Source organism: Agarivorans sp. JK6, from assembly GCF_045277145.1.
In the GTDB taxonomy this organism is placed as follows: Bacteria; Pseudomonadota; Gammaproteobacteria; order Enterobacterales; family Celerinatantimonadaceae; genus Agarivorans; species Agarivorans albus.
This window is the reverse complement of record NZ_CP113525.1, coordinates 4,358,908-4,381,510: the sequence shown is the minus strand read 5'-3', so window position 1 is coordinate 4,381,510 and position 22,603 is coordinate 4,358,908. Positions and strand designations below refer to the sequence as shown.

Annotated in this window: 21 protein-coding genes and 1 riboswitch; of the genes, 11 read left to right on the top strand and 10 right to left on the bottom strand. The window is 46.7% G+C overall.

Annotated elements, in window-relative coordinates:
* Positions 1–63 precede the first annotated feature (63 nt).
* The 8 genes from OV592_RS20135 to OV592_RS20100 form a co-directional block, all read right to left on the bottom strand.
* Positions 64–1,242, bottom strand: coding sequence for a sugar ABC transporter permease (locus OV592_RS20135; protein WP_016403161.1), 1,179 nt, complete (start codon positions 1,240–1,242; stop codon positions 64–66).
* A 5-nt stretch (positions 1,243–1,247) separates the two neighbouring features.
* The gene (locus OV592_RS20130) at positions 1,248–2,771 is read right to left on the bottom strand and encodes a xylose ABC transporter ATP-binding protein (RefSeq protein WP_152783031.1); all 1,524 of its coding nucleotides are present in this window, start codon (positions 2,769–2,771) and stop codon (positions 1,248–1,250) included.
* Between the two features lie 72 nt (positions 2,772–2,843).
* Complete coding sequence (xylF, locus tag OV592_RS20125; RefSeq protein WP_016402013.1) at positions 2,844–3,836, bottom strand: D-xylose ABC transporter substrate-binding protein; 993 nt, start codon at positions 3,834–3,836, stop codon at positions 2,844–2,846.
* A 416-nt stretch (positions 3,837–4,252) separates the two neighbouring features.
* Complete coding sequence (gene menC / locus OV592_RS20120) at positions 4,253–5,173, bottom strand: o-succinylbenzoate synthase (protein ID WP_406609795.1); 921 nt, start codon at positions 5,171–5,173, stop codon at positions 4,253–4,255.
* Between the two features lie 239 nt (positions 5,174–5,412).
* Positions 5,413–6,258, bottom strand: coding sequence for a 1,4-dihydroxy-2-naphthoyl-CoA synthase (gene menB / locus OV592_RS20115; protein ID WP_406609794.1), 846 nt, complete (start codon positions 6,256–6,258; stop codon positions 5,413–5,415).
* Positions 6,245–7,045, bottom strand: coding sequence for a 2-succinyl-6-hydroxy-2,4-cyclohexadiene-1-carboxylate synthase (gene menH, locus OV592_RS20110; protein WP_406609793.1), 801 nt, complete (start codon positions 7,043–7,045; stop codon positions 6,245–6,247). Before menH ends, menB begins: the two co-directional genes overlap by 14 nt.
* Complete coding sequence (gene menD, locus OV592_RS20105; protein WP_406609792.1) at positions 7,035–8,765, bottom strand: 2-succinyl-5-enolpyruvyl-6-hydroxy-3-cyclohexene-1-carboxylic-acid synthase; 1,731 nt, start codon at positions 8,763–8,765, stop codon at positions 7,035–7,037. The genes menH and menD overlap by 11 nt, the downstream gene beginning before the upstream one ends.
* Positions 8,758–10,080: an isochorismate synthase MenF gene (locus OV592_RS20100; protein WP_406609791.1), complete on the bottom strand. Its 1,323-nt coding sequence runs from the start codon at positions 10,078–10,080 to the stop codon at positions 8,758–8,760. Before OV592_RS20100 ends, menD begins: the two co-directional genes overlap by 8 nt.
* 132 nt (positions 10,081–10,212) lie before the next feature.
* Here OV592_RS20100 and OV592_RS20095 point away from each other — a divergent pair, with 132 nt between their 5' ends.
* From OV592_RS20095 to thiH, 9 genes are all read left to right on the top strand, one after another.
* Positions 10,213–11,109, top strand: a complete 897-nt coding sequence (locus OV592_RS20095) for a 1,4-dihydroxy-2-naphthoate polyprenyltransferase (protein WP_406609790.1) — start codon at positions 10,213–10,215, stop codon at positions 11,107–11,109.
* 186 nt (positions 11,110–11,295) lie between these two features.
* On the top strand, positions 11,296–12,483 hold the full coding sequence (locus OV592_RS20090; protein WP_338622481.1) for an outer membrane beta-barrel protein: 1,188 nt from the start codon (positions 11,296–11,298) through the stop codon (positions 12,481–12,483).
* Between the two features lie 14 nt (positions 12,484–12,497).
* The gene (locus OV592_RS20085; RefSeq protein WP_152783045.1) at positions 12,498–13,040 is read left to right on the top strand and encodes a polysaccharide biosynthesis/export family protein; all 543 of its coding nucleotides are present in this window, start codon (positions 12,498–12,500) and stop codon (positions 13,038–13,040) included.
* Between the two features lie 138 nt (positions 13,041–13,178).
* A riboswitch (TPP riboswitch) is annotated at positions 13,179–13,293 on the top strand.
* A 107-nt stretch (positions 13,294–13,400) separates the two neighbouring features.
* On the top strand, positions 13,401–15,338 hold the full coding sequence (gene thiC, locus OV592_RS20080; RefSeq protein WP_152783047.1) for a phosphomethylpyrimidine synthase ThiC: 1,938 nt from the start codon (positions 13,401–13,403) through the stop codon (positions 15,336–15,338).
* A complete protein-coding gene (gene thiE, locus OV592_RS20075) occupies positions 15,328–16,854 on the top strand; it encodes a thiamine phosphate synthase (protein ID WP_406609789.1) in 1,527 nt (508 codons plus the stop codon). Before thiC ends, thiE begins: the two co-directional genes overlap by 11 nt.
* A 26-nt stretch (positions 16,855–16,880) precedes the next feature.
* Positions 16,881–17,666: a HesA/MoeB/ThiF family protein gene (locus tag OV592_RS20070; protein ID WP_406609788.1), complete on the top strand. Its 786-nt coding sequence runs from the start codon at positions 16,881–16,883 to the stop codon at positions 17,664–17,666.
* Entirely contained in the window at positions 17,663–17,866 is a 204-nt protein-coding gene (gene thiS, locus OV592_RS20065; protein WP_406609787.1) for a sulfur carrier protein ThiS, read from the top strand. Before OV592_RS20070 ends, thiS begins: the two co-directional genes overlap by 4 nt.
* Positions 17,867–17,877: 11 nt before the next feature.
* On the top strand, positions 17,878–18,645 hold the full coding sequence (locus tag OV592_RS20060) for a thiazole synthase (protein ID WP_220719979.1): 768 nt from the start codon (positions 17,878–17,880) through the stop codon (positions 18,643–18,645).
* Positions 18,646–18,657: 12 nt separating this feature from the next.
* A complete protein-coding gene (gene thiH / locus OV592_RS20055; protein WP_406609786.1) occupies positions 18,658–19,770 on the top strand; it encodes a 2-iminoacetate synthase ThiH in 1,113 nt (370 codons plus the stop codon).
* Here thiH and OV592_RS20050 read toward each other — a convergent pair.
* On the bottom strand, positions 19,767–20,507 hold the full coding sequence (locus tag OV592_RS20050) for a substrate-binding periplasmic protein (RefSeq protein ID WP_406609785.1): 741 nt from the start codon (positions 20,505–20,507) through the stop codon (positions 19,767–19,769). The genes thiH and OV592_RS20050 overlap by 4 nt on opposite strands.
* 120 nt (positions 20,508–20,627) lie before the next feature.
* On the opposite strand from OV592_RS20050, the gene OV592_RS20045 reads away from it, so the two are divergent.
* Positions 20,628–21,164: a RimK/LysX family protein gene (locus tag OV592_RS20045; RefSeq protein WP_406609784.1), complete on the top strand. Its 537-nt coding sequence runs from the start codon at positions 20,628–20,630 to the stop codon at positions 21,162–21,164.
* A gap of 6 nt (positions 21,165–21,170) precedes the next feature.
* On the opposite strand, the gene OV592_RS20040 is transcribed toward OV592_RS20045, so the two are convergent.
* Positions 21,171–22,016 carry a DNA ligase gene (locus OV592_RS20040; RefSeq protein WP_406609783.1) on the bottom strand — a complete coding sequence of 282 codons (846 nt, stop codon included), beginning with the start codon at positions 22,014–22,016 and terminating at the stop codon, positions 21,171–21,173.
* Positions 22,017–22,231: 215 nt separating this feature from the next.
* Between OV592_RS20040 and OV592_RS20035 the strand changes: the two genes are divergently transcribed.
* On the top strand, positions 22,232–22,594 hold the full coding sequence (locus OV592_RS20035) for a GFA family protein (protein ID WP_406609782.1): 363 nt from the start codon (positions 22,232–22,234) through the stop codon (positions 22,592–22,594).
* Positions 22,595–22,603 lie beyond the last annotated feature (9 nt).

Here is a 22,603-nt window from a genome sequence, read left to right as displayed (position 1 = left end):
GTTAGCTAAGCCAGCCTTTTGCCTTGTAGGCTAGGGCTGGCTTTTATTAGGTAAATTATCAGTTTAAGCGCGCTTCTTACTGGCTACATCCATCCAAACCGCCAATAGCAAGATGCTACCTTTGATGATGGATTGCCAATATGTTGGTACATCCATCATGCTCATGCCGTTGTCTAAACTGGCCATAATAAATGCGCCCATCACTGCGCCAAATACTGTGCCCACCCCACCGGCTAAACTGGTGCCGCCAATCACACATGCCGCAATGGCGTCTAACTCGGCAATGTTACCAGCAGATGGAGAACCCGCGCCTAAACGAGAGGCCAAAATTAAGCCCGCCACGCCCACCAATAAGCCATTAATGGCAAATACTGATAGCTTGGTGCGCTCAACGTTGATACCAGATAAACGGCTGGCTTCAAGATTGCCACCAATGGCGTAAATACGGCGACCAAAGGCGGTTTTCTTGGCCATAAAGGCAGCGGCAAACATCAGCACAACCAGCAACAATACGGGAGTGGGAACACCGCGATAGTCGTTTAATAGTAATACTGTGCCCAGGGCGAAGATGGCAATCAGGCCAAACTTGAATATATCGCCGGTGACGGGGTTATTACTTAGTTTGTGTTCTGAGCGAGTTTTACGCAGTTTGCCTTGCCAAGCAAAGAAGACAGCTAACGCACCTACGGTGGTGATTAGTGAGAACATATCTGGCAAGTAGCTTTGGCCAATAATGCCCATATCTGGGGTTGTTGGAGCAACTGTGCTACCGCCAGTAATGCCGATTAAAATCCCCCTAAAGGCCAGTAAGCCGGCTAGGGTAACAATAAACGATGGTACTTTGCGGTAAGCTACCCACCAACCATTCCACAGGCCAAGTAAAAAGCCAGCACTTAAAGTAAGCACAATGGTGAGCGGTAAAGGTAGTTGCCACCACACATCCATAATGGCTGCGGCGCCGCCTAATAGGCCCATCATCGAGCCAACCGATAAATCAATCTCTGCCGAGATAATCACAAACACCATGCCAATCGCAAGTATGCCGGTAATGGCCGTTTGGCGTAGTAAGTTAGAAATATTACGTGGGGTAAGATAACTGCCCTCGGTGGCGAAATAGAAAAACAGCATAATTACCGCGATAGCTGCAAACATCACCAATACTTGTAACTTCATTTTCTTTAAATTGTTCATCAAGCCCACCTTCGTATTGGTGTCACTGATAGTTGTTTCTTGACTAGACATGTTTGTTACTCCTCGGCCAACGCGCAGTCCATCACCATTTCTTGGCTCAGGTTTTGATTGTCTAGAAGGCCTTTCAATTTACCTTCATGCATCACTAATACTCGGTCACTAATGCCTAATACTTCCGGCAATTCGGAGGACACCATAATGATGCTGATCCCTTGTTTAACCAATTGATACATCAACTTATAAATTTCATATTTTGCCCCTACATCGATGCCTCTTGTGGGTTCATCAAGGATCAAAATACGCGGTTGTAATAATAAAAATTTGGCTAAAATAGCTTTTTGTTGGTTGCCTCCGCTGAGGCTTTTTATAGCCAACTCTGGGGATGCTGTTTTTACTTTAAGGCGTTGAATGGATTGTTCTATGGCTGCTTGTTCAGCAGATTCATTGACGGTTTGGCCTAAGCCACTAAACATGTTTAAACCGGCTAGGGTAATGTTTTGACCCACTCCCATAATTGGCACAATGCCATGGCGTTTACGATCTTCTGGCACCATGGCTATGCCGTGATTTAAAGCATCGCGATTGTGGCGAATTTTTATCGGTTTTCCATCTAGCTCCACAGGGCATTGATAAATGCCTTCGTAAGAACCAAATAAACATTGCATAAGTTCGGTACGGCCCGAACCCACCAAGCCAGCTACGCCCAAAATCTCACCCTTACGCAGACTAAAACTTACTTGGTCTACTTGTTTAAGATTGGACGATTTGCTCAATTGGGCGTTAACCGGCCCAACTTTGAGGATCGCGTCGCCAATAGGGTGCTCTTCACGGGGAAATAGCTGTTTAAGCTCTCGGCCTACCATCATGCTAATAATGTCGTCGGTAGACATGTGTTTAGCATCTTGAGTTCCAATGTGCTCACCATCGCGAATGATGCAGATTCGGTCAGAAATTTCTTTCACTTCGGTGAGCTTGTGGGAGATGTAAACACAACTCACGCCTTCACTGCGTAGCTGTTTAACAATGTCTAACAGAACCCGTGTTTCGGATTCTGTTAGTGGCGCACTTGGTTCATCCAGCACTAATACTTCGGCTTTTTTAGATAAGGCCTTGGCAATTTCTACCAGTTGCTGTTGGCCAACCCCTAATTCCCGAATAAGTGTGTCGGGCGAAACATCAAGTTTTACCCGTTTAAGCAAGTCTTCGGTTTGCTTAAACATTGCACTGTGGTCCAGTACGCCGTAACTGGTGATTTCGGCACCAAGAAAAATGTTTTCTAGAATAGAAAGCTCTTTAACTAGCGTGAGCTCTTGGTGAATGATGGCAATGCCTTTTGCCTCGCTATCGCGAATATTGCGTGAAACAAGCGGCTCGCCTTTATAAATGATTTGTCCTTCGTAACTACCATGGGGGTGAACGCCGGTTAGCACCTTCATTAAAGTGGACTTCCCAGAGCCGTTCTCGCCGCAAAGTGAGACAACTTCGCCACGTTCCAAATTGAAATTAACCCCATTAAGCGCAATCACTCCGGAGAATTTTTTAACGATGTCAGACATCATCAATAAGCTGCTTTGGCTCATCTTAACTCCTAATAAAAAGGGCGAGGCGTTGGCCCCACCCTTTTTTACTGCGTAGTGAATAGTGCTTTGTGGTTATTGATATACGTCTGCTTTGCTATGGAAGCCGTCGGCAATTACTGTTTGATCAATATTCGACTTATCTACAGGAATTGGCGTAAGTAGGTAAGAAGGTACATCTTTAGTACCGTTGTTTAAGCTAGAGTTTGACTCTGGCATCTGGCCGTTGCCCATTTGCACTGCCAGCTCTGCTGCAGTTGTAGCGAGCAGTTTAATTGGCTTGTAAATGGTCATGGTTTGGGTGCCCGCGACCACGCGGCGGCTGGCAGCTAAATCTGCGTCTTGACCAGAAATATGCACCTTACCAGCTAGACCTTGTGCGTCTAATGCTTGAATCGCACCACCTGCAGTAGAGTCATTAGAGGCAACAACTACGTCGATGTTGTTATCGTTAGCAGTTAAGGCATTTTCCATGATTTTTAGGGCATTCTCGGCTAACCAACCATCAACCCATTGGTCACCCACCACTTTAATATCACCTTTGTCGATGAGTGGCTGCAGTATGTTCATCTGCCCTTGGCGGAATAACTTAGCGTTGTTATCAACCGGTGAGCCGCCCATTAGGAAGAAGTTTCCGTCGGCTTTACGCTCAATCAGTGCTTGAGCTTGTAGCTCACCCACTTTTTCATTGTCGAAAGACAAGTAGAAATCGATATCGGCATTGTTGATCAAGCGATCGTAGGCTAATACCCGAATACCTTCAGATTTAGCTTCAGCAATCACGTTAGACAATACTTTGCCGTTGTAGGGAATAATGACTAATACGTCTACGCCACGAGAAATCATGTTCTCAATCTGAGAGATCTGGGCGGTTTCATTACTGTTGGACGATTGAACATATACTTTGGCACCAAGTTCTTCGGCTTTCTCAACAAAAAAGTCTCGGTCTTTTTGCCAGCGCTCTAAGCGAAGATCATCGATGGCCATACCAATTTTAACGGTTTTGGCAAATACTGGGGCGGAAACGGCTAACGCGACTGCGCACAATAGAGTGGTCAGTTTTTTCATGTTTTGGCTCCTTGCTTTATAGCTTGTTTTATATTTTTTAGCTAATTGTAGGGTGTAGAGGTAATCCCAAAAACTCATTCCTCGTGAACCAGATTAGGCTTATAAGATACACTCACCAATGATGCTTTTTCATACAGCTATAATGTTTATTCACATTAAGTGTCACTCTGTGATGGGTTTCAAGAAAACGTTTTCTCAAAGGTGCAGCTTTTTAGGAATTACTAAAAGTTGGCACTATAGTTGAGTCACACTTTTACTTATATTTTATTAATTTGATAATAAAATTAATAAAAGGGCGGAGGAAGAAAGTTTGAAATTTTTATAATAAGCTGCTGAAAATAAAGATATTGTCATTTTTCACAAAGAAATTTAAGTGAAAGCTTTAGTTTCACTTAAAACGCAGGTAAAAGCTCACATTAGCTGTGATGTTGAAACTCGCCGATTAACTCAATTTGAGTCGCTTGCTCACTAAATGCCTTTAGCGTATCTAAACCCGGTGCTTGCTCTGGAGTATATTGTTTGGCCATGGCGTTGATCCACTGTAAACCAAATTCGCTTTCGTAAGCTGAGCTAAGCACACAACTTACTTGGTTAGCTTGTGCTTGGTCGATAATGCTGGCACAGGTTCGCCAAGGGCCTAATAAACTAGGTTTAATGACTAAGCAGCGCAAACCTTCGAAGTAATGATAGCGGTAGCTACTGTCTTGTAAGGTTTCATCTAAGCCAATGCCTACGCCTGTACGTTGGGCTAACAACTCACATTGTTGGCTATTCATTAGCGGTTCTTCAATATAGTCGATGCGGCTAAGATCGATATTCTCTAAAACAAAAATCGCTTGGTTCCATATCCAGCCGCGGTTCGCATCCAAACGTAGCTGTAAATCAGGATAGCTGTGCTGTAGTTGCTGAATCAGTTCGAGATCTTGTTTGGGGGATTGGCGAGCCACTTTTAGCTTGGCTAGATTACCAGATTGAGAGTCCAGTACTTGTTGGCAGTGAGCGAAGTCACCGTTAAGTAGTGGGTAGCCAGAAACAATGGGAGTAGTTGGTGGTAACCCTGCCATCGCGCAGTCGATACCAAAGGCAACACTTGGATACAACTTACGCTGAACATGCCCTTGTAAGTAGTCGGTAATTTGCTGCTCTGCTTGCGCTAATGTTTCTTCGCTAAAACCAGGCAGAGGGGCTATTTCTCCGCGTCCCAAGCGGCCATCACGAAAGCGAATTTCGAGGTAAAGACCTTGGCGTTGCTTATGTTTTAGAGAACCAAGCTGTATGGGTTCAACAAATGCTTGGGTATAGCGACTTAAGGTAGCACTTTGCCAGTTACAGAGCATGCTGAGACCTCTCAAATACTAGAAGTGATGAAGCACTCATCACTCTGCAAATTTATCACTTTGTACGGAATGGCCGCAATAGCAAATATGCGATTTATTATTATGCTTTAGTGGGTGTTTTTAAGCTGGTTGAGTGGTGCAAGTGAGCTATTTGAGTGGTGCGAGTGGACTAGGTTAAATTAAGAGAGGGACAGAAAACTCGCTAAAGCATACGAGGATTCTGCCCTTCACCATTGCCGTTATGGATTACGTTTAAATTTACTAAACTCAGGCGGGCGTTTTTCGTTAAAGGCGTTACGACCTTCTTGGCCTTCTTCTGTCATGTAGAACAACATGGTGGCGTTGCCCGCGAGTTCTTGTAAGCCTGCTTGGCCATCACAATCAGCATTGAGTGCCGCTTTTAAACAGCGCAGGGCCATAGGGCTGTTTTGCAACATCTCACGACACCACTGCACGGTTTCTTTTTCTAGCTCTGCATAAGGCACTACGGTGTTCACTAAGCCCATATCAAGCGCTTCTTTTGCATCATACATACGGCATAAAAACCAAATCTCGCGCGCTTTCTTCTGGCCAACTATGCGCGCCATGTAACTGGCTCCCCAGCCACCATCAAAAGAGCCTACTTTAGGACCAGTTTGGCCAAATTTGGCGTTGTCGGCGGCAATGGTTAAGTCACACATCATGTGTAATACATGGCCACCACCTACAGCGTAACCGGCTACCATGGCTACTACAGGTTTAGGGCAGGTACGAATTTGGCGTTGAAAATCTAATACATTTAGGTGATGGGTCCCTTGGTCATCTTTATAGCCGCCGTAATCACCACGTACTGATTGGTCGCCGCCAGAACAAAAAGCCAGTTCTCCTTCGCCAGTAAGAATAATCACACCCACTTCTGGGTCGATGCGGGCGTCGTTTAAGGCATGCATCATTTCTTGAACCGTTAAAGGACGAAATGCGTTGCGAACTTGCGGGCGGTTAATGGTGATCTTGGCGATGCCGCAGGCGGACTTATGGTAGCGAATATCTTCGTATCCATTGTCGGCATCCTGCCAAGTTACTCCTGAGCTATCAATTTGGGTCATTCTCTTCTCTATCATTATTTAGGACACTGGACAGTTGTTCGAGAAACAGTGTCGGTTGTTCAAAATGGCAATTGTGCCCAGCGCCTTCAATGAGGTGACATTTAAGGCGCGGGTAATCTTGTTGTAGCTGTTTGGCTAGTGCTTGGTATTTATTGTCTAGGCTTCCACCAATAAAATCTAGCGGCATTTTTAACTGACCAAGTTGCCGACTCAGATCTTGTTGCAAACCCAAGCTGGTTGCACGCAACGTTGCGGCAATGCCTTGTCGGTCTTGAAGTTGGCGGCGTTGGATAAGCTGCTGCCGCTGCTGGCTAGTTAGGTTGGCAAATACTGCTTGTTGGTACCATTCGTTGATTAGCGTATCCAGAGGCTCAGTTAACCAGCGGTCTGCCCAACGGTTGTCGTGCACTAAACGTTGTTGGCGTGCATCTTCATCACTTAAACCAGTATTGGCAGATTCGATAACTAATCGTTCAATACCTTTGGGGGCGAGTAAAGCGTGTTGCAGCGCTAAGCGTCCACCTAGGCTGTAACCCACTAAATGGTAATGGGCGATTTTAAGGCGCTTTAAGCATGCGGTGAGTTGATGGCTAAAATCTTTAAAGGCATTGCGTGGTTTGAGCCGCTGCTGGGCGCTCATGCCGTGGCCGGCAATGTCTACGGTTACACAATAGTAGTGCTGGCTAAGCGCCGCAATTTGCGTTTGCCAGTCACTACCGCTACCTAGAAATCCATGCAAAAAAACTAAACAGGGATGTTGGTTTTGTCCATAAACACTAAAGTGCATCGTGACTGGCTACCTGACTAATTAAAGATTGATAACGCGCACTGGCATCACCTGGAGTAAAGCAGACTTCAATCAAGCTGGCTCCGGCTTGTTGCTGTGCACGCTCAAAAGCATGGTCGAATTGTTCGAAATTTACCACCTGTTGATAAGCTAAATTGAAGGTGGCTGCTGCGGCGGCAAAGTCGGCCTGATGAGGCAACTGGTAATACTGCTTGCTTAGCTGTTGCTCTTGCGGGCCAGGTGATAGTGCTGGTAGCAGATTAAATATTTCACCGCCGTTATTGTTAAACAGCACTATCACCAGATTTTGCTGGCTATTAGCGGCAAGGCTTAAGGAGTTTAAGTCATGCAATAACGAGGTATCGCCAATCACCAAAGTACATGTTTGTTGCAGACCTTCGGCAACTCCCACGCTGGTGGCTAATAAACCATCAATGCCCGACGCTCCTCGGTTGGCAAAGTAATGCTCCGCTTGGCAGGGCTGGCCAAGTAGTTCAAACAAACGCACGACCATGCTATTGCCCATAAACAAGGCTGATTGTGGTCTTTGCTGTGCCGAAATCTGTGCGCATATTGCCAGCTCAGAGTAATCGAGTAAGGCAGCATTAACCTCCTCGCTAATGGCTTGTTGAGCTTGGGTCCATCGCTCTAAATACTGCTGGCTACTGGTGCTTGTCTTAACTGGATGAGCGTTTAGCCAAGCTTGGGCAGTGCATTGCCAGCGCTGCTGGATATTTTGGCCGGGGTTTACCCGCTGCGCTGATTGATCAATTAAATAGTACTTTGCTGAGCTCTTGGCCAGCCATTGGTTGAGGGGTTTCGACACCAGCTTACCGCCAAACTGAATTATCAGTTCAGCTTGTACTTGTTCGGCAAATCGCGAGTTGGCGAGTAATAGCTCAGCGTGTTGAATCAGCCCTGCACCTTCTTGAGCTGTTTGCCAATGGCTTTGGCAATCGACTACCACTGGCCAGCCTGCTTGCTGCGCCCAAGCGATAATGGCTTGGCTTTGCTCGGCTGTTTGCTGACCTATTATTACCAATGCTTTGGACTTTTCGAGTAGCTCTGGCCACTGCTGACTAACGACGGGCTGGGAGCTATTAGGGTGTTGTTGGTAATAGGGCGAGCCGCTGTTTATCCAAGCTTCAAGTTGCTTATAAAGCGCAGTTAAATCTTGTTTAGCTTGCTCAGGATAAAAGGGTTCACGGTAAGGGCAATTTAAATGCACTGGGCCAGGCGTTTGTTGCTGCAGCGCTAAGGCATGACCCAGTTCGCTGAGCATATTGGCTAGTGAAGTATCAACACTGGGTTCGGCTAGTTGGCCGCTATATACCGGGTAGTTGGCAAACATCCCCTGCTGTTCGATGGCTTGATTAGCACCAACAGCCACAAGTTCCTTTGGTCGGTCGGCGCTAAGCACTAACAATGGAATGCTCGCCTGCTTTGCCTCAACCACCGCCGGGTAAAGATTAGCAACCGCACTGCCCGAAGTGGTGATAATGGCTACAGTTTGCTGGCGAGCCTTGCTTAAACCTAAAGCAAAAAAGCCCAAACCGCGTTCGTCAAAGTGGCAATAGCTAGTGGCTTTAGGGTGTTTAGCCACCGCTAAAGTTAATGGCGTAGAGCGAGAGCCGGGGGCGATACAAAAGTGCTCAATGCCGTGGCGAATGCAATCTTCAATTAAGCACTCAGCCCAGGCAATATTAATGTTTTTAATCAAGGAGTAGGTCCTTATCTACCAACTGCAATACCGTGGCGATTTTGTGGTTAAGTTCTTGCCATTCTTGCTCGGCTTGTGAGCCTGCCACGATCCCTGCACCGGCAAAGGTACTTAAATGTTGTGGGGTAACTAAGGCGCTACGAATGGCCACCGAAAACTCGCTTTGTGCGCCGCTTAACCAGCCAACAGCACCAGCATACCAGCCACGGGCATAGCCTTCGTTTTTAAGAATATATTGCACTGCAGAAGAACGTGGCAAGCCGCCTACTGCAGGGGTGGGGTGCAAGGCTTGCAATAACGAGCGGTCATCTAAGGCAGGGCTAATACGGGCCTGAATCCGCCGTTTTAAGTGCTGCACTCTATCTAGCTTTAGCAATTCTAGATTATCTAAGGTGCGCACATGCAGGCTTAGCTCTTTTAAGCGGCGGGTTAAGTCGTCCACTACCAGTTGGTTTTCTAACTTATTTTTGGCGTCTTCTAGTAGCTGTTCGCCTAGCTGAGTATCTCGCTCGCTGGTTTCTCCACGTGGCGCAGTGCCGGCCAATGCTTCACTGACCAATTGGCTGCCTTCACGAGAATACAAACGCTCAGGACTGCAGCCTAAAAAGCTAGTTACCCCATCAAACTGAAATAAAAAGCTGTAGCAGTTACGTTCTTTTTGTTGCCATTGTTGTAGCAAAGAAAAAGCGTTTATTTCGGCATTTAGTTGCAAATTGGTTTGCCGAGACAACACAACTTTGGCGGTGTGTTGTTGAAAATCTTCGCTGGTTACTTGCTTAACCAAGTGCTGCCATTGTTCGCGACTGGGTTGGTCTTGGCGAGACAAGGCTTTAAGTGGCGTGTGTTGCAGGGCTTGTATTGGTTTTAAGGCAGCAAAGGCCTTTTCAATGCGCTGATATTCTAGCTCTGGTTGATGTTCAAAATTAGCATTGATGAACAAACGGGTATATTCGCCGTCACAACGAATTTCAAAGCGCGGCAGAATAAAGCGACGATGTGGGAAGCTTGACCAAAGAGCACTTTGGCGAGCAAAGGCAATGCCGCCATAAAAGCGCAGTTGGTTATTGCGTGGGTCTAATTGATCACACACCGATTGCAGCTGTTCTAAGTCGAGCACCGATTTAGCCGCACCCACAAAGGCAACTTGTTGCTGGCGTTTGTTTTTCCAGTAACCGCGGGTGGTGTGTTGCTGCTGATTAAGCCAGGCGAGAAGATCGAGCTTTGGCAGTTTTATACAAACCTGCTGAAAACCCTGCTGCGGCAATAGCCTAAGCTGGTTTATGGCATTTTGAAACTGGCTAGCAGTGAGTCTCACCTTAACTATTCCTGCTCTATTACACCGTTTCAATGTAGCTGTTTTTGTTACAAGTTTATAGTCAGATTTGGCTCAGCCTTGATGCTGAGCAATAATAGGCGCTAAGTTCTTATCTTAATGTTGAATATTACTTTGAAATCATGGCTTCATGCGGCGCGTTTACGCACCTTGCCTTTAGCAAGCGCGTCGATCATTTTAGGTTCTGCGCTAGCCTATTCTGAGGGAATCTTTGCTTGGCCAGTGTTGCTGCTGGCTTTGCTAACGGCCCTATTGCTGCAAATTCTTTCCAATTTAGCCAATGATTATGGCGATGCGGTAAGTGGTGTTGATGATGATACTCGAGTGGGCCCCGCTCGTGCGATCCAAGCCGGGTTGTTGACTAAACAGCAAATGTTTCGGGCGATTACGCTGGTTGCCCTGCTGGCAGTGTTAAGCGGTATTGCACTACTGGCGGTAAGTTTGGGCAGTAATCCGCAGGCTTGGTTAGGGTTTATCGCCTTGGGTGGGCTGTCGATTGTTGCGGCTATGGCCTACACCATGGGCTCTCGACCTTACGGTTATCGTGGTTTTGGTGATATTAGCGTGTTTTTGTTCTTTGGTTTGCTGGGCGTAATGGGCTCTTACTACTTGCATACCCAAAGCCTGAGTTGGTCAGTCATGATGATAGCAGCAGCTAATGGTTTGCTAGCTACAGCAGTGCTCAACATTAATAATTTGCGAGACTTTTCGCCTGATAAAGCTGCTGGGAAGCTCACCTTGGCGGTGCGCTTAGGCGAGCGTAATGCCCGTCGTTACCACTTGGTATTGGTGGCGCTGGCTTTATTACTATTTGCCAGCTTTATTGTTTGGCAAAGTAGCGCTAATTTTGCTTGGCTGTGTTTATTGCCTGCTTTAGTCTTAATGAAGGTAACCAAAACTGTGATGCTGGCGCGCCAGCATCAGTTATTGGATAAGCAATTGCAGCTCACCGCCAAGCTAAGTTTTTTCATCGCCTTGTTGTTTAGCCTTGGTTTGCAGTTTCAATACTAGGGGCTGTCGATCTTTCGCGGTTAAGTTTTGTCCGCGAAAATCAGCTAGAAAGTTCAACAGCCGCTAAAGCCTTATCGCCAAATGAAACACAATATTCACATTTAATCTACGCAAGGTGGATAAAAAGCGTTGAGCCTAGTCCTTGGCCTTTGCTAAGGTAGCTACAGACGTTTTGGAGGATTATCGATGCGCAAGATAGGGATCATCTTGCTGCCAGCCCTAGCAATTGCAGGCCCTAGCTTGGCCAACATGCAGCCTGCCAAGTGGTATAGTGCAGACGGAGTAGGTGTTGTACCTAGTATTGAAGTATTAGGTTTATACGACAGCAACCTTACAAACAGTAATACGGATCAAATTTCTTCTTGGGGAACCATTGTCTCGCCAGCCATTGCTGCTATTTCTGAGCAAGAAAAAAGCACTTATTATGCGGCATATCGCTTGGTGTGGGGCGAGTACTTCGACAGCTCTGAAGATAACTTTTTAGACCACCACCTACGGGTAAATGGCGAATGGGAGTTTAGCGCTCGCCAACGTGCTAAATTGCGTTACGATTTTCGTCGCGACCACGACCAACGTGGTGAAGGTATTTCCTCTGGTGTAGGTGGCGTGATTGACGAACCCGTGCAATATAACCTGCATTGGCTGCATGGTTTATATGGCTTTGGTGCCAGAAGCGCTACCGCGCAGATCGAGCTAGAAGCCAATGCTCGCCAGCTGGATTACCAAAACTTTCGCGAAGTTACTCAGTATCGCGATCGCAATGCTTTTGACGGCAGCGCGCGCTTCTTTTATCGAGTGTCGTCGGCCACCCGTTTATTGGCTGAACTTAAAGCCGGAAAAAGTGACTATAAAACCATCGAGCCAAATACGCCAAGTCGCGACTTTAACGACTTACTTGGCTTTGTTGGTGGGGACTGGGCGATTACCGGAAAAACTAAAGGTCGCGCCAAAATCGGTTGGCAACAGCGTGACTTTAAAGAAGGTGAACGTGAAAAGTTTAGCGATTTAAGTTGGTCGCTCGCTGCCGATTGGTCGCCTCGCACCTACTCTACTTTTAGTGTGGAAGGTGGTCGACAAGCCAAAGCCCCAGAGCAAGGCGGTGATGTTATCGACAATACCAACATCACCCTAGACTGGGAGCATTACTGGCAAGAGCGCCTAGCTACAACCTTTACGGTTGGTTACGACAACAACGATTATGTGGGCGTTGAACGGCAAGATAAAATTTATGAAGGGCGGGTAGGCGTGAGCTATCAATTCCGCCGCTGGCTAGAAATTTCACTTTGGCAGCTATGGAGAGATAAAGATTCTACGCTTCAGGCCGTTACCTATGATAAGCAAGTTACCAGTCTTAAGTTGAGACTGAGTTTATGATCAAGGATTAAGTTATGCGAAAACACATTGCGCGCCTTAAAAAAGGACTAGTTTTACTAGTCGGCGTGCTGTGTTTTTCTTCGCATGCTGAAACGGTGAGCAACTACCGTTTAGCGGCAGGTGATAGCTTTAGAGTGAGTGTATACGGTGAGCCAGAGCTTAGCTTGGAAACCCGTTTATCTGATGACGGGTTTATTCGTTACCCGTTTTTAGGTGAAATAAGAGTACGTGGCCTTACCCTCACCGAGCTGCAGTTACAGATCCAAAATGGCTTAAAGGGTGACTATTTAGTTGACCCAATGGTGCAAGTAACCATGGTTGAATACCGGCCCTTTTTTATTAATGGTGAAGTGGCTCGCCCGGGAGCCTATCCTTATCAACCCGGCTTAACGGTAAATCGGGCTATTACTCTTGCTGGTGGTTTTACCGAGCGTGCTGGTAAAAGCAAAATTACCATACAAGCAGAAGGAGCGACTCCCGATGAGCGCGAGCGAGTGAGCCTTGAAGACCGGGTTTCTGCTGGTGATGTACTTAATATTCCGCAAAGTTTTTTCTAATCCCATTGTTGGCTTGCGCCAAATGCCTATCTAAATCTGTTAGCTAATTGTTAGTCTAGTTTTAAGTAAAATAGCGAATATCATCATTGGCTTTCTTAATATCACTATTGTGGTTTGGCTTTTTCGGCCCTATACTCGGCTCTCTTGTCGGAGTGCCGAAAGGCTGAGACCACGGTTAGCTAAGCTACGTTGTGTGGGATCCGTATAACTTGATCAGGATAATGCCTGCGCAGGGAACAAGATAAGTAACCAATTCCTTCTGTTACCACTAGTGTACAAATACACTCTTGGTCTAATATTTGGTTACTTTTCCTACATCCGACAAGCCTCATTACTTAAATTTTTATTTAGAGGCCAGTCATGTCAAGACGCGAAACTCGAGCTGCAGCAGAACAATACATTAATAACCTGCAAGGCCAACCTTTTCCAAATTCAGAAAAAATCTATATTCAGGGAAGTCGTGACGATATCCAAGTAGCCATGCGCCAAATTAATCTGTCTGACAGTTTAGTTGGCGGCACCAAAGAAGAACCTACCTTTGAGCCTAACGAGCCGGTACGCGTTTACGATACTTCGGGTATCTACACCGACGAAAACGCAGAGTTAGACGTTCACAAAGGTTTGCCTCAACTGCGTAAAGCTTGGATTGAAGAGCGTGGTGATACTGAAGAGTTAGCTGGTTTAAGCTCTAACTTCTCGCAGCAGCGCTTGGCAGATGAAGGCCTTGATCATATTCGTTTCGAAAACCTACCAACGCCACGCAAAGCTAAACTAGGCAAAACTGTCACCCAGCTGCACTATGCTCGCCAAGGCATCGTTACCCCAGAGATGGAGTACATTGCTATTCGTGAAAACATGGGCCGCGACAAAATCCGTGAGGAGCTGTTAGCCGAGCAACAAAAAGGCCATTCCTTTGGTGCCTCATTGCCAGAGCACATCACTGGTGAGTTTGTTCGTGATGAAGTGGCACGAGGCCGCGCGATTATTCCTTCTAACATTAACCACGCCGAAGCCGAGCCAATGATTATTGGTCGTAACTTCTTGGTTAAAGTGAATGCCAACATTGGTAACTCAGCGGTAACCTCTTCGATTGAAGAAGAAGTTGAAAAGCTAGTATGGGCAAGCCGTTGGGGCGCCGATACGGTAATGGATTTATCTACTGGCCGTTATATTCACGAAACCCGCGAATGGGTGATTCGTAACTCTCCTGTGCCAATCGGTACCGTGCCTATCTACCAAGCCTTAGAAAAAGTAAACGGCGTTGCCGAAGACCTTACTTGGGAAGTGTTCCGCGACACGCTGATTGAGCAAGCCGAGCAAGGGGTGGATTACTTCACGATTCACGCAGGTGTATTGCTGCGTTACGTACCAATGACCGCGAAGCGAGTTACTGGCATTGTATCGCGTGGCGGTTCAATTATGGCTAAGTGGTGTTTAGCCCACCATAAAGAAAGCTTCTTGTATGAGCGTTTTCGTGAGATTTGTGAAATTTGTGCCGCCTACGATGTATCACTGTCGCTAGGTGATGGCATGCGTCCTGGCTCGATTGCTGACGCCAACGATGAAGCCCAGTTTGCTGAGTTAGAAACCTTAGGTGAGCTAACAAAAGTGGCTTGGGAATACGATGTTCAAGTGATTATCGAAGGCCCTGGCCACGTGCCAATGCAAATGATTAAAGAGAACATGGAGAAGCAATTAGAAGAGTGTCATGAAGCACCGTTCTACACGCTTGGTCCATTAATCACCGATATCTCTCCTGGCTACGACCACTTTTCATCGGGCATTGGTGCTGCAATGATCGGTTGGTTTGGCTGTGCCATGTTGTGTTACGTAACCCCTAAAGAACACTTAGGTTTACCTAACAAAGAAGACGTGAAGCAAGGCATGATTGCTTACAAGATCGCTGCTCACGCGGCTGATTTAGCTAAAGGTCATACTGGTGCGCAAATTCGAGATAATGCGATGAGTAAAGCGCGTTTCGAGTTCCGCTGGGAAGACCAATTCAACCTAGCCTTAGACCCAGACACTGCGCGTGCCTATCACGATGAAGCTTTACCACAAGAGTCGGCTAAAGTGGCTCACTTTTGTTCAATGTGTGGACCTAAGTTCTGCTCAATGAAAATCTCTCAAGAAGTGCGTGATTATGCCAACGAGCTGGAAATTAAAATGATTGACGAGCCATTGGCCGATTTAGGTTTTGTGGCCGACGGTATGGCAGAAAAATCTGCTGAATTTAGAAACAAAGGTGCCGAGATTTACCACTCGCCACTGCGCGCCGAGACCAGCGATGAAGTTTAAGCTGGAAACTGCTGAAGGTTTGCGCCCGCAAATTTGGACTATCGCAGGTAGCGATAGTTGCGCGGGTGCAGGCTTGCAAGCTGACTTGCTAACTGCCCATGATCTTGAGGTGGAGTGCGCCACCGCAGTAACAGCGATAACTGCGCAAAACATTAAGGGAGTGACGGCCATTCAGCCGTCTTCACCTGAATTGTTAGCGGCGCAGCTAGATGCGCTTGCGGCCACCAACCCCGCCAAAGTGATTAAGATTGGCATGTTGGGCAGTGCAGAGTTAGTGCGTGTTGTGGCAGATAAAATCGCCACTTATAAGGCAACTTGGGCCGAGCCTCCGTTGGTGGTGTGTGACCCAGTGTTAGTAGCCAGTTCAGGGGCAAACCTAGCCTTGGACGATCTAATGCAAGCCTTACCGGCACTTTTGGCGCAAACCGATGTACTAACACCTAATGCCTCAGAGCTAGCGACCTTAAGTGGCGTGGCGCTAAACAGTGTGGCCGAGCTAAAACAAGCTTGTGCGGCTTTGCTTAAGCAGGGCGTTAAAGCGGTGTGGGCCAAAGGTGGACACTTAGCATTAACTCCCAAGATAGCTTTAGATTATTTCACCGACGGCCAGCGTGAAATTGTATTGTCGAGCGAGTTGATTGATGCACCGCATACCCATGGTACCGGCTGTACTTTAGCCTCTGCCTTAGCTTCTGCCTTAGCCCATGATTTTTTCATGGAAGACGCTTTGGTTATTGCTAAAGCCTATGTTTATCAGGGTTTAAAGCAAGTTACTGGACGTGGCAATCTAGCCCATCTTGGTTGGCCTACAGAGCGGGTAAACTTCCCTCGGGTAGAGTCGGCACAAACCGAGCTAGGTAAGCAACTTGGTTTAAGCGAGTCTTGGCCAGAGGCCGTGCCTTTTGCGCGCTGTGACACCAATAAGCTGGGTGTTTATCCTGTTGTAGATAGTGTTGAATGGATTGAGCGCTTATTAAATATGGGCATTAAAACCATTCAGCTGCGAATTAAAGATAAAACCGATGCTGAGGTTGAAGCTGATGTTAAACGGGCCATTGATTTGGGGCATCAGCATCAAGCGCGTTTGTTTATTAATGACTACTGGCAGCTGGCGGTTAAACATGGTGCTTATGGTGTGCATTTAGGCCAAGAAGATCTAGAAGTGGCCGACTTGCAACAAATTGCTGCCGCAGGTTTGCGTTTGGGCATTAGTACCCATGGTTATTTTGAATTGCTACGTGCTAGCCAGCTGCAACCAAGTTATATTGCACTTGGGCACATTTTCCCTACTACAACCAAGGATATGCCATCTAAGCCGCAAGGTTTAGCTAAACTCAGCCGTTATGCTCAGTTGATGCAAGATTACCCCTTGGTAGCCATTGGAGGCATCGACTTGCCTCGAGCGAAACAAGTTTGGCAATGTGGTGTGGGCAGTGTGGCAGTGGTACGGGCAATTACCGAAGCAGCCGATCCGGTTGCGGCAGTTGCTGAACTAGAAGCCATTGTCAGCCAATAAATAGCCAGTCAGCATTAGGAAGCACTATGAGCCAAACCAGCAAGCAATCAACCTTAAGCGATCAAGAAGTTCTTCGTTATAGCCGTCATCTGTTACTTAAGGATGTTGGTGAAGCGGGGCAGCTCAAGTTAAAAAGTGCGCAGGTATTGCTGGTTGGCATGGGCGGATTGGGCGCGCCTGCAGCTTTGTATTTGGCTGCGGCTGGTGTTGGCAAGTTAGTGCTGGCAGATTTTGATGAAGTAGATAGCTCTAATTTACAGCGCCAAGTCTTGTACCGAGAAGACGACATTAAACAGCCTAAAGTCGTGGCGGCTAAGCAGCATTTGCAGGCTCTAAACTCAAACATTCAGGTGCGAACCGTTAACCGGAAAATGGATGAGATGTTGCTGGCCATGGAAGTGGCTCAAGCCGATGTAGTGCTTGATTGCAGTGACAACATCGCTACCCGTTATGCGGTAAATCAAGCTTGCGTTAAGGCCAAAGTGCCACTAGTTAGCGGAGCTGCGGTTGCCTTTGATGGACAGTTAATGGTGTTTGATTTTCGTCAGGCTGAACAAGGCTGCTATCACTGCCTATTTCCTAATGCCAGTGAACAGCAACTCAACTGTAGTAATGCCGGTATTCTTGGCCCAGTTGTAGGCACCATTGGTAGCTTGCAAGCCTTAGAAACGATTAAGTTGATAGCGGGCATTCCTTCTGCTCAACGCGGTCGTTTTTCCAGTTTTGATGCACATAGCCTTGAATGGTTTCACCTTAAAGTGAACGCCGATGCGAACTGTCCGGTATGTGGAAAAGATAAACAAACATCATGATTAATATTGAATTTAATGGTCAAGCACAGTCGCTTGATGCTGCGCTCAACATTGAGCAACTATTAGCATTACACCAGCAAGCACCCGAAGGCATTGCGGTGGTGCTTAATGGCAACATTGTGACTCGCAGCGAATGGGCAAGCACCAAGCTGGCAGACCAAGCCAAAGTAAGAGTATTTCGCGCCATTGCTGGCGGATAAGAGGAAGCCTTGTGTTAAAGATTGCAGATAAGAGTTTTACCAGCCGTTTGTTTACCGGCACTGGCAAATTTGCGACCCCACAGTTAATGAGCCAAAGTATTCAAGCTAGCGGTAGCCAGCTAGTTACTATGGCGATGAAACGTGTCGATGCGCAAGACCAGCAAGACGATATTCTGGCTCCGCTTATTCAAGCTGGGGTGAATCTATTGCCTAATACCTCGGGGGCACGTAACGCTGAAGAAGCGATATTTGCTGCACAATTAGCCCGAGAAGCTCTAGGCACTAATTGGCTCAAATTAGAAATTCATCCGGATCCTAAGTACTTAATGCCCGATCCTATCGAAACCTTAGCCGCAGCAGAGAAGCTGGTAGAGCAAGGTTTTGTGGTGTTGCCTTACGTACATGCTGACCCGGTATTATGCAAACGCCTTGAAGATGTTGGTTGTGCCGCAGTGATGCCCTTAGGCGCGCCTATTGGCACCAACAAGGGGCTGCGTAGCCGCGATTTCTTAGAGATTATTATTGAACAAGCCAATGTGCCGGTAGTGGTTGATGCGGGGATTGGGGCGCCTTCAGATGCTGCACTGGCTATGGAGTTAGGCGCAGATGCGGTGTTGGTTAATACTGCTATGGCTGTGGCCAAAGATCCGGTAGCAATGGCTAAAGCCTTTGCTCAAGCGGTTGAGGCTGGGCGCAGTGCTTACTTGGCAGGTTTGGGCGCAGAGCTGCGTCACGCCGAGGCATCGAGTCCCCTTACTGCATTTTTAGATACTTTGTAATTAGAGAACCCCATGAGTTTTGCTGAGCAATTAGCCCGTTACGACAATACCGCTGTTCATATGGCAATAAACAGTAAAACCGCTGCTGATGTAGAGCGAGCGCTGGCCAAAGATAAGCTGGACCTTGATGACTTTCAGGCGCTTATTTCACCGGCTGCTGAAACTTATATTGAGCTTATGGCTCAGCGCAGTATGCGTTTAACTCAGCAGCGCTTTGGCAAAACTCAGCAATTCTATATCCCCTTATATCTCAGCAATATGTGCAGCAATGTTTGTGACTATTGTGGCTTTTCCATGGGCAACAAAATTCGTCGCGTCACCTTAGATATGGCGCAGTTAGACGCTGAGCTAGAAGCCATTAAGCAGCTTGGCTTTGACCACATTCTATTGGTTACCGGTGAGTCGGAACGTAAAGTGGGTATGGACTATTTTCGCGAAGTTCTGCCAAGAATTAAGGCGCGTTTTTCTCATGTTTCTATGGAAGTTCAGCCTCTTGAGCAAGACGAGTATGAGGAGTTGATTAGCCTTGGCTTAGACGCGGTGATGGTTTATCAAGAAACCTATAATCGCCACCGCTATGCCGAGGTTCATCCCAAAGGGAAAAAACGCGATTTCGATTTTCGTCTTGCAACTCCAGAGCGTTTAGGGGAAGCCGGTATTCGCAAAATGGGCATTGGCGCACTAATTGGTTTGGATGAATGGCGCAGTGACTGTTTTTATGTGGCTGCTCATTTGCAATATTTAGAGCGCAAATATTGGCGGAGTAAGTTTTCAATTTCTTTTCCACGTTTGCGCCCTTGTGAAGGCGGCTTTCAGCCAAAGTCAGTGATGACCGACAAACAATTAGTACAACTTATTTGTGCTTATCGTTTGTTTAACCCTGATGTTGAACTGTCGCTATCTACCCGTGAGTCTGAGCACTTCCGTAATCATGCTATTCCACTTGGCATTACCAGCATGAGTGCGTTTTCGAGCACTCAACCTGGTGGTTATGCAGACGATAGCACCAAAGCGCTTGAACAGTTTGAAATTAGCGACGAACGCCGCCCAGAAGTCGTCGCCGAAGCGGTAAAGCAAGCTGGCTACCAAGTGGTATGGAAAGACTGGGATCGGGTACTAGGCTAGTGCAAATATTTTGCTTCTAGCTGTTCTAGTGCCCCTTGCTCAAGTAGCCGTTTAAGTTGTTGGTTAAAGCGCTCAACAAACTCAAGGTCTACTTGTTGTTTGCTAAAGGCTAGGTATACCGGTACTTGTCCCAAGGCAGGTTTAATCAGCTTGATACTGTCTGCTTGGCCCTCCTGCATGGCTACTAGCTGAGCTTGGCGACTGTCGGTGGCAATCATGTCTAGTCGTCCGCGCAATAAGGATTTCACCAACCCTTCTACACTGTTGTGTTTCTCAACGTCGAATACTTGCTGACTTAGCGCATCATCAAAACTTGGTGAGATGCGGGCATTGCGAACTTTTCCTATACGGTAGTCATCTAGCTCGGCGTAGTCACCAGAGAATTGATTTCCTTGCCAAGAGCTATGAGCAATTAAATGCTGGTCTAGCAGTAAAAATGCTGTATCAGGATAATAAAAATACGCTTCACGGTCGGGAGTTCGCATAGTGGGAATCAAGCCCTGGCTTTGGTGGCTTTTTACTTTCGCAAACGCGCGGGCCCAATTGCTTATTTCAAAGTTGGCTTCAACATCTAGTTTTTCAAAGCTTTGTTGAATCAATTCTACAATGATGCCTTCGGCCTTACCTTGAGCATTGAGCATTATATAAGGTGGAAAAACAAAGCTTTGTATATCGATGGTTTTTGCTTGGCACAGGCCAGAGCTGATGATTAGTAAGAAAACTGCGAGTCGTCTCATTTGAGTCCTCATCCTTGAGCTTGCCGCAAAGTATAAAGAATCATGCTAAGGTATGCGACTTTAAACAGCCACAATTAGCCCATTAGTGTGCTGTTTTCGAGACAATATAAGAGGTGGAATGTGTTAAAGAAATTACTAGTAGCCGTAACGCTAGTACTTGCTGTAGTAAGTAGCGCAATGGCCGAGAAGCAAACAGTAGGCGCCGCCGAGCATGTAAAAGTAGTAGAAGCCAACTTAAGCTTTTTAACTCGAATTGATACCGGAGCGGCTAGCACTTCTTTGCATGCGGAAGATATGCGAGTTATCGACGGTGAAAACATTGACCCTGCTGATTACAGCGAGGCCGAGCAGAAGTCGGTAGTGCGACCACTTATGCGCAAGAACATTGGTAAGTATTTGCAGTTTACCACCGAGAACGAACATGGCGAAAAGCACCAAGGTAAAGCCTTAATTACTGATGTTGCAGCGGTGCGTAATTCTCAAGGTCTAGAAATTCGCTACAAAGTTGCCTTGGCGATTGCTTGGCAAGGGCAGGCAAAAACCGTAGATGTTAATTTACGCGATCGCAGCAAAATGCATTACAAATTGCTGATTGGCCGTAACTGGCTAGAAGGTGATTACTTGGTCGATGTAGAACTCAATAAAAACCTGAAGTAGCCTCAATTATAAGGTTTGGTGAACCCTAACAAAACGAGCAAAGCGGGGTTTGCCATGTTCGGTGAGCCCGTTATAACGATACTCAACCAAGCTGCCGATAGGTGGAGGGTCGGCGCGCAATTGATCGCTTAAACCACTGCCTATTTTAAACTGCCGGCCCTGTTGGTCTTGAACTACCAAGGCTCCAAGCATACCACGGTATTTGCCTTTACCATCACTATACGCAATGACTTTAGCCTCGGCATCTTGGTAGCTTTTGTATTTAATCAGCGCATTGCTGCGTGTTGGAAGGTACATAGATTTAGGGTCGCGCAGCATTAATCCTTCGCCACCCTCAGCACTGATTTTAGCCAATTGCTGCTCTAGTTTTGGTCGCCCAGGGTAGGCGCGATAAACCGGCACACGCATAAAGTCGCTTGCACTGCTAAGGGTTTGCAAATGACGGTAGCGCTGCTGATAAGGGCCAGGATAGTTGGGTAAATCAAACACCACAAATTGAACTTGTTGCCATTTGTTTAGATTCACATCTTGTTGTTTGATTAGGCTGACTAGATCACTAAATTGACCTCTGCCTAACCAAAGCTCTCCATCTACCGCAACCTCTGGTAGTTGCTTACTTAAGGCGCTGGGAAGGTTAATCACGTGGCCGGCTCGACTAAATAATTGCTTGCCGTCCCAATACGCTCTTACGCCATCGTATTTTTCACATACCCAGTAGTCTTGAAGGTCTAAGCCCTGTTGGTAATCACTAGCTAATACCAATGCTGGCGGTTGTGGTGTTTTTGCTAATAGCGGATACGAGCTAAAAAAAAGCATACATAGGCTAAGCTTGGTGCTAAACGAACGATCCATGTTCTACCTGTAATGAGTTAATTGTTATTAATGGTAGTGCAATTTAAGGTAGGTCGCTAGGGCTAGTTGTTATTTAGTCGGGCTTTATTGGCTAATTTGTTGCAACGATGAGCCATTGAGAAGTGTTTTGTTAAAAAGCTTTCAGCTCAGGGCTCGATTGTGACTACGCCCAAATGGTTCGGATTATGTTTGCCCTTAGTAGCAAGGAGAAGAAAATGGCTCAGCATTATCAAGGCCAGTGCCACTGCGGTGCGGTTAAATTTAGCCTACGCACTAGTTTAGAGTCTGCGCTGCGTTGTAATTGCAGTTTGTGTAAGCGTAAGGGAGCTGTGATGCTAACCGCGGAAGAAGACAGCTTTGAGCTGTTGCAAGGTGAGCAGGCCTTAAGTTTGTATCAGTGGAATACTCAAATAGCCAAGCATTACTTTTGTAAACACTGCGGCATTTATACTTTCCACAACCCTCGTTCTGCGCCAGAGCTTACTCGGGTAAATGCAGGTTGTTTGGAAGGCGTCGACCCATTGAGCTTAACGGTGAGTTTGGTAAAAGGTTCGGAGTTATCTACTGAGCCAGAATAAAAAAAGCCG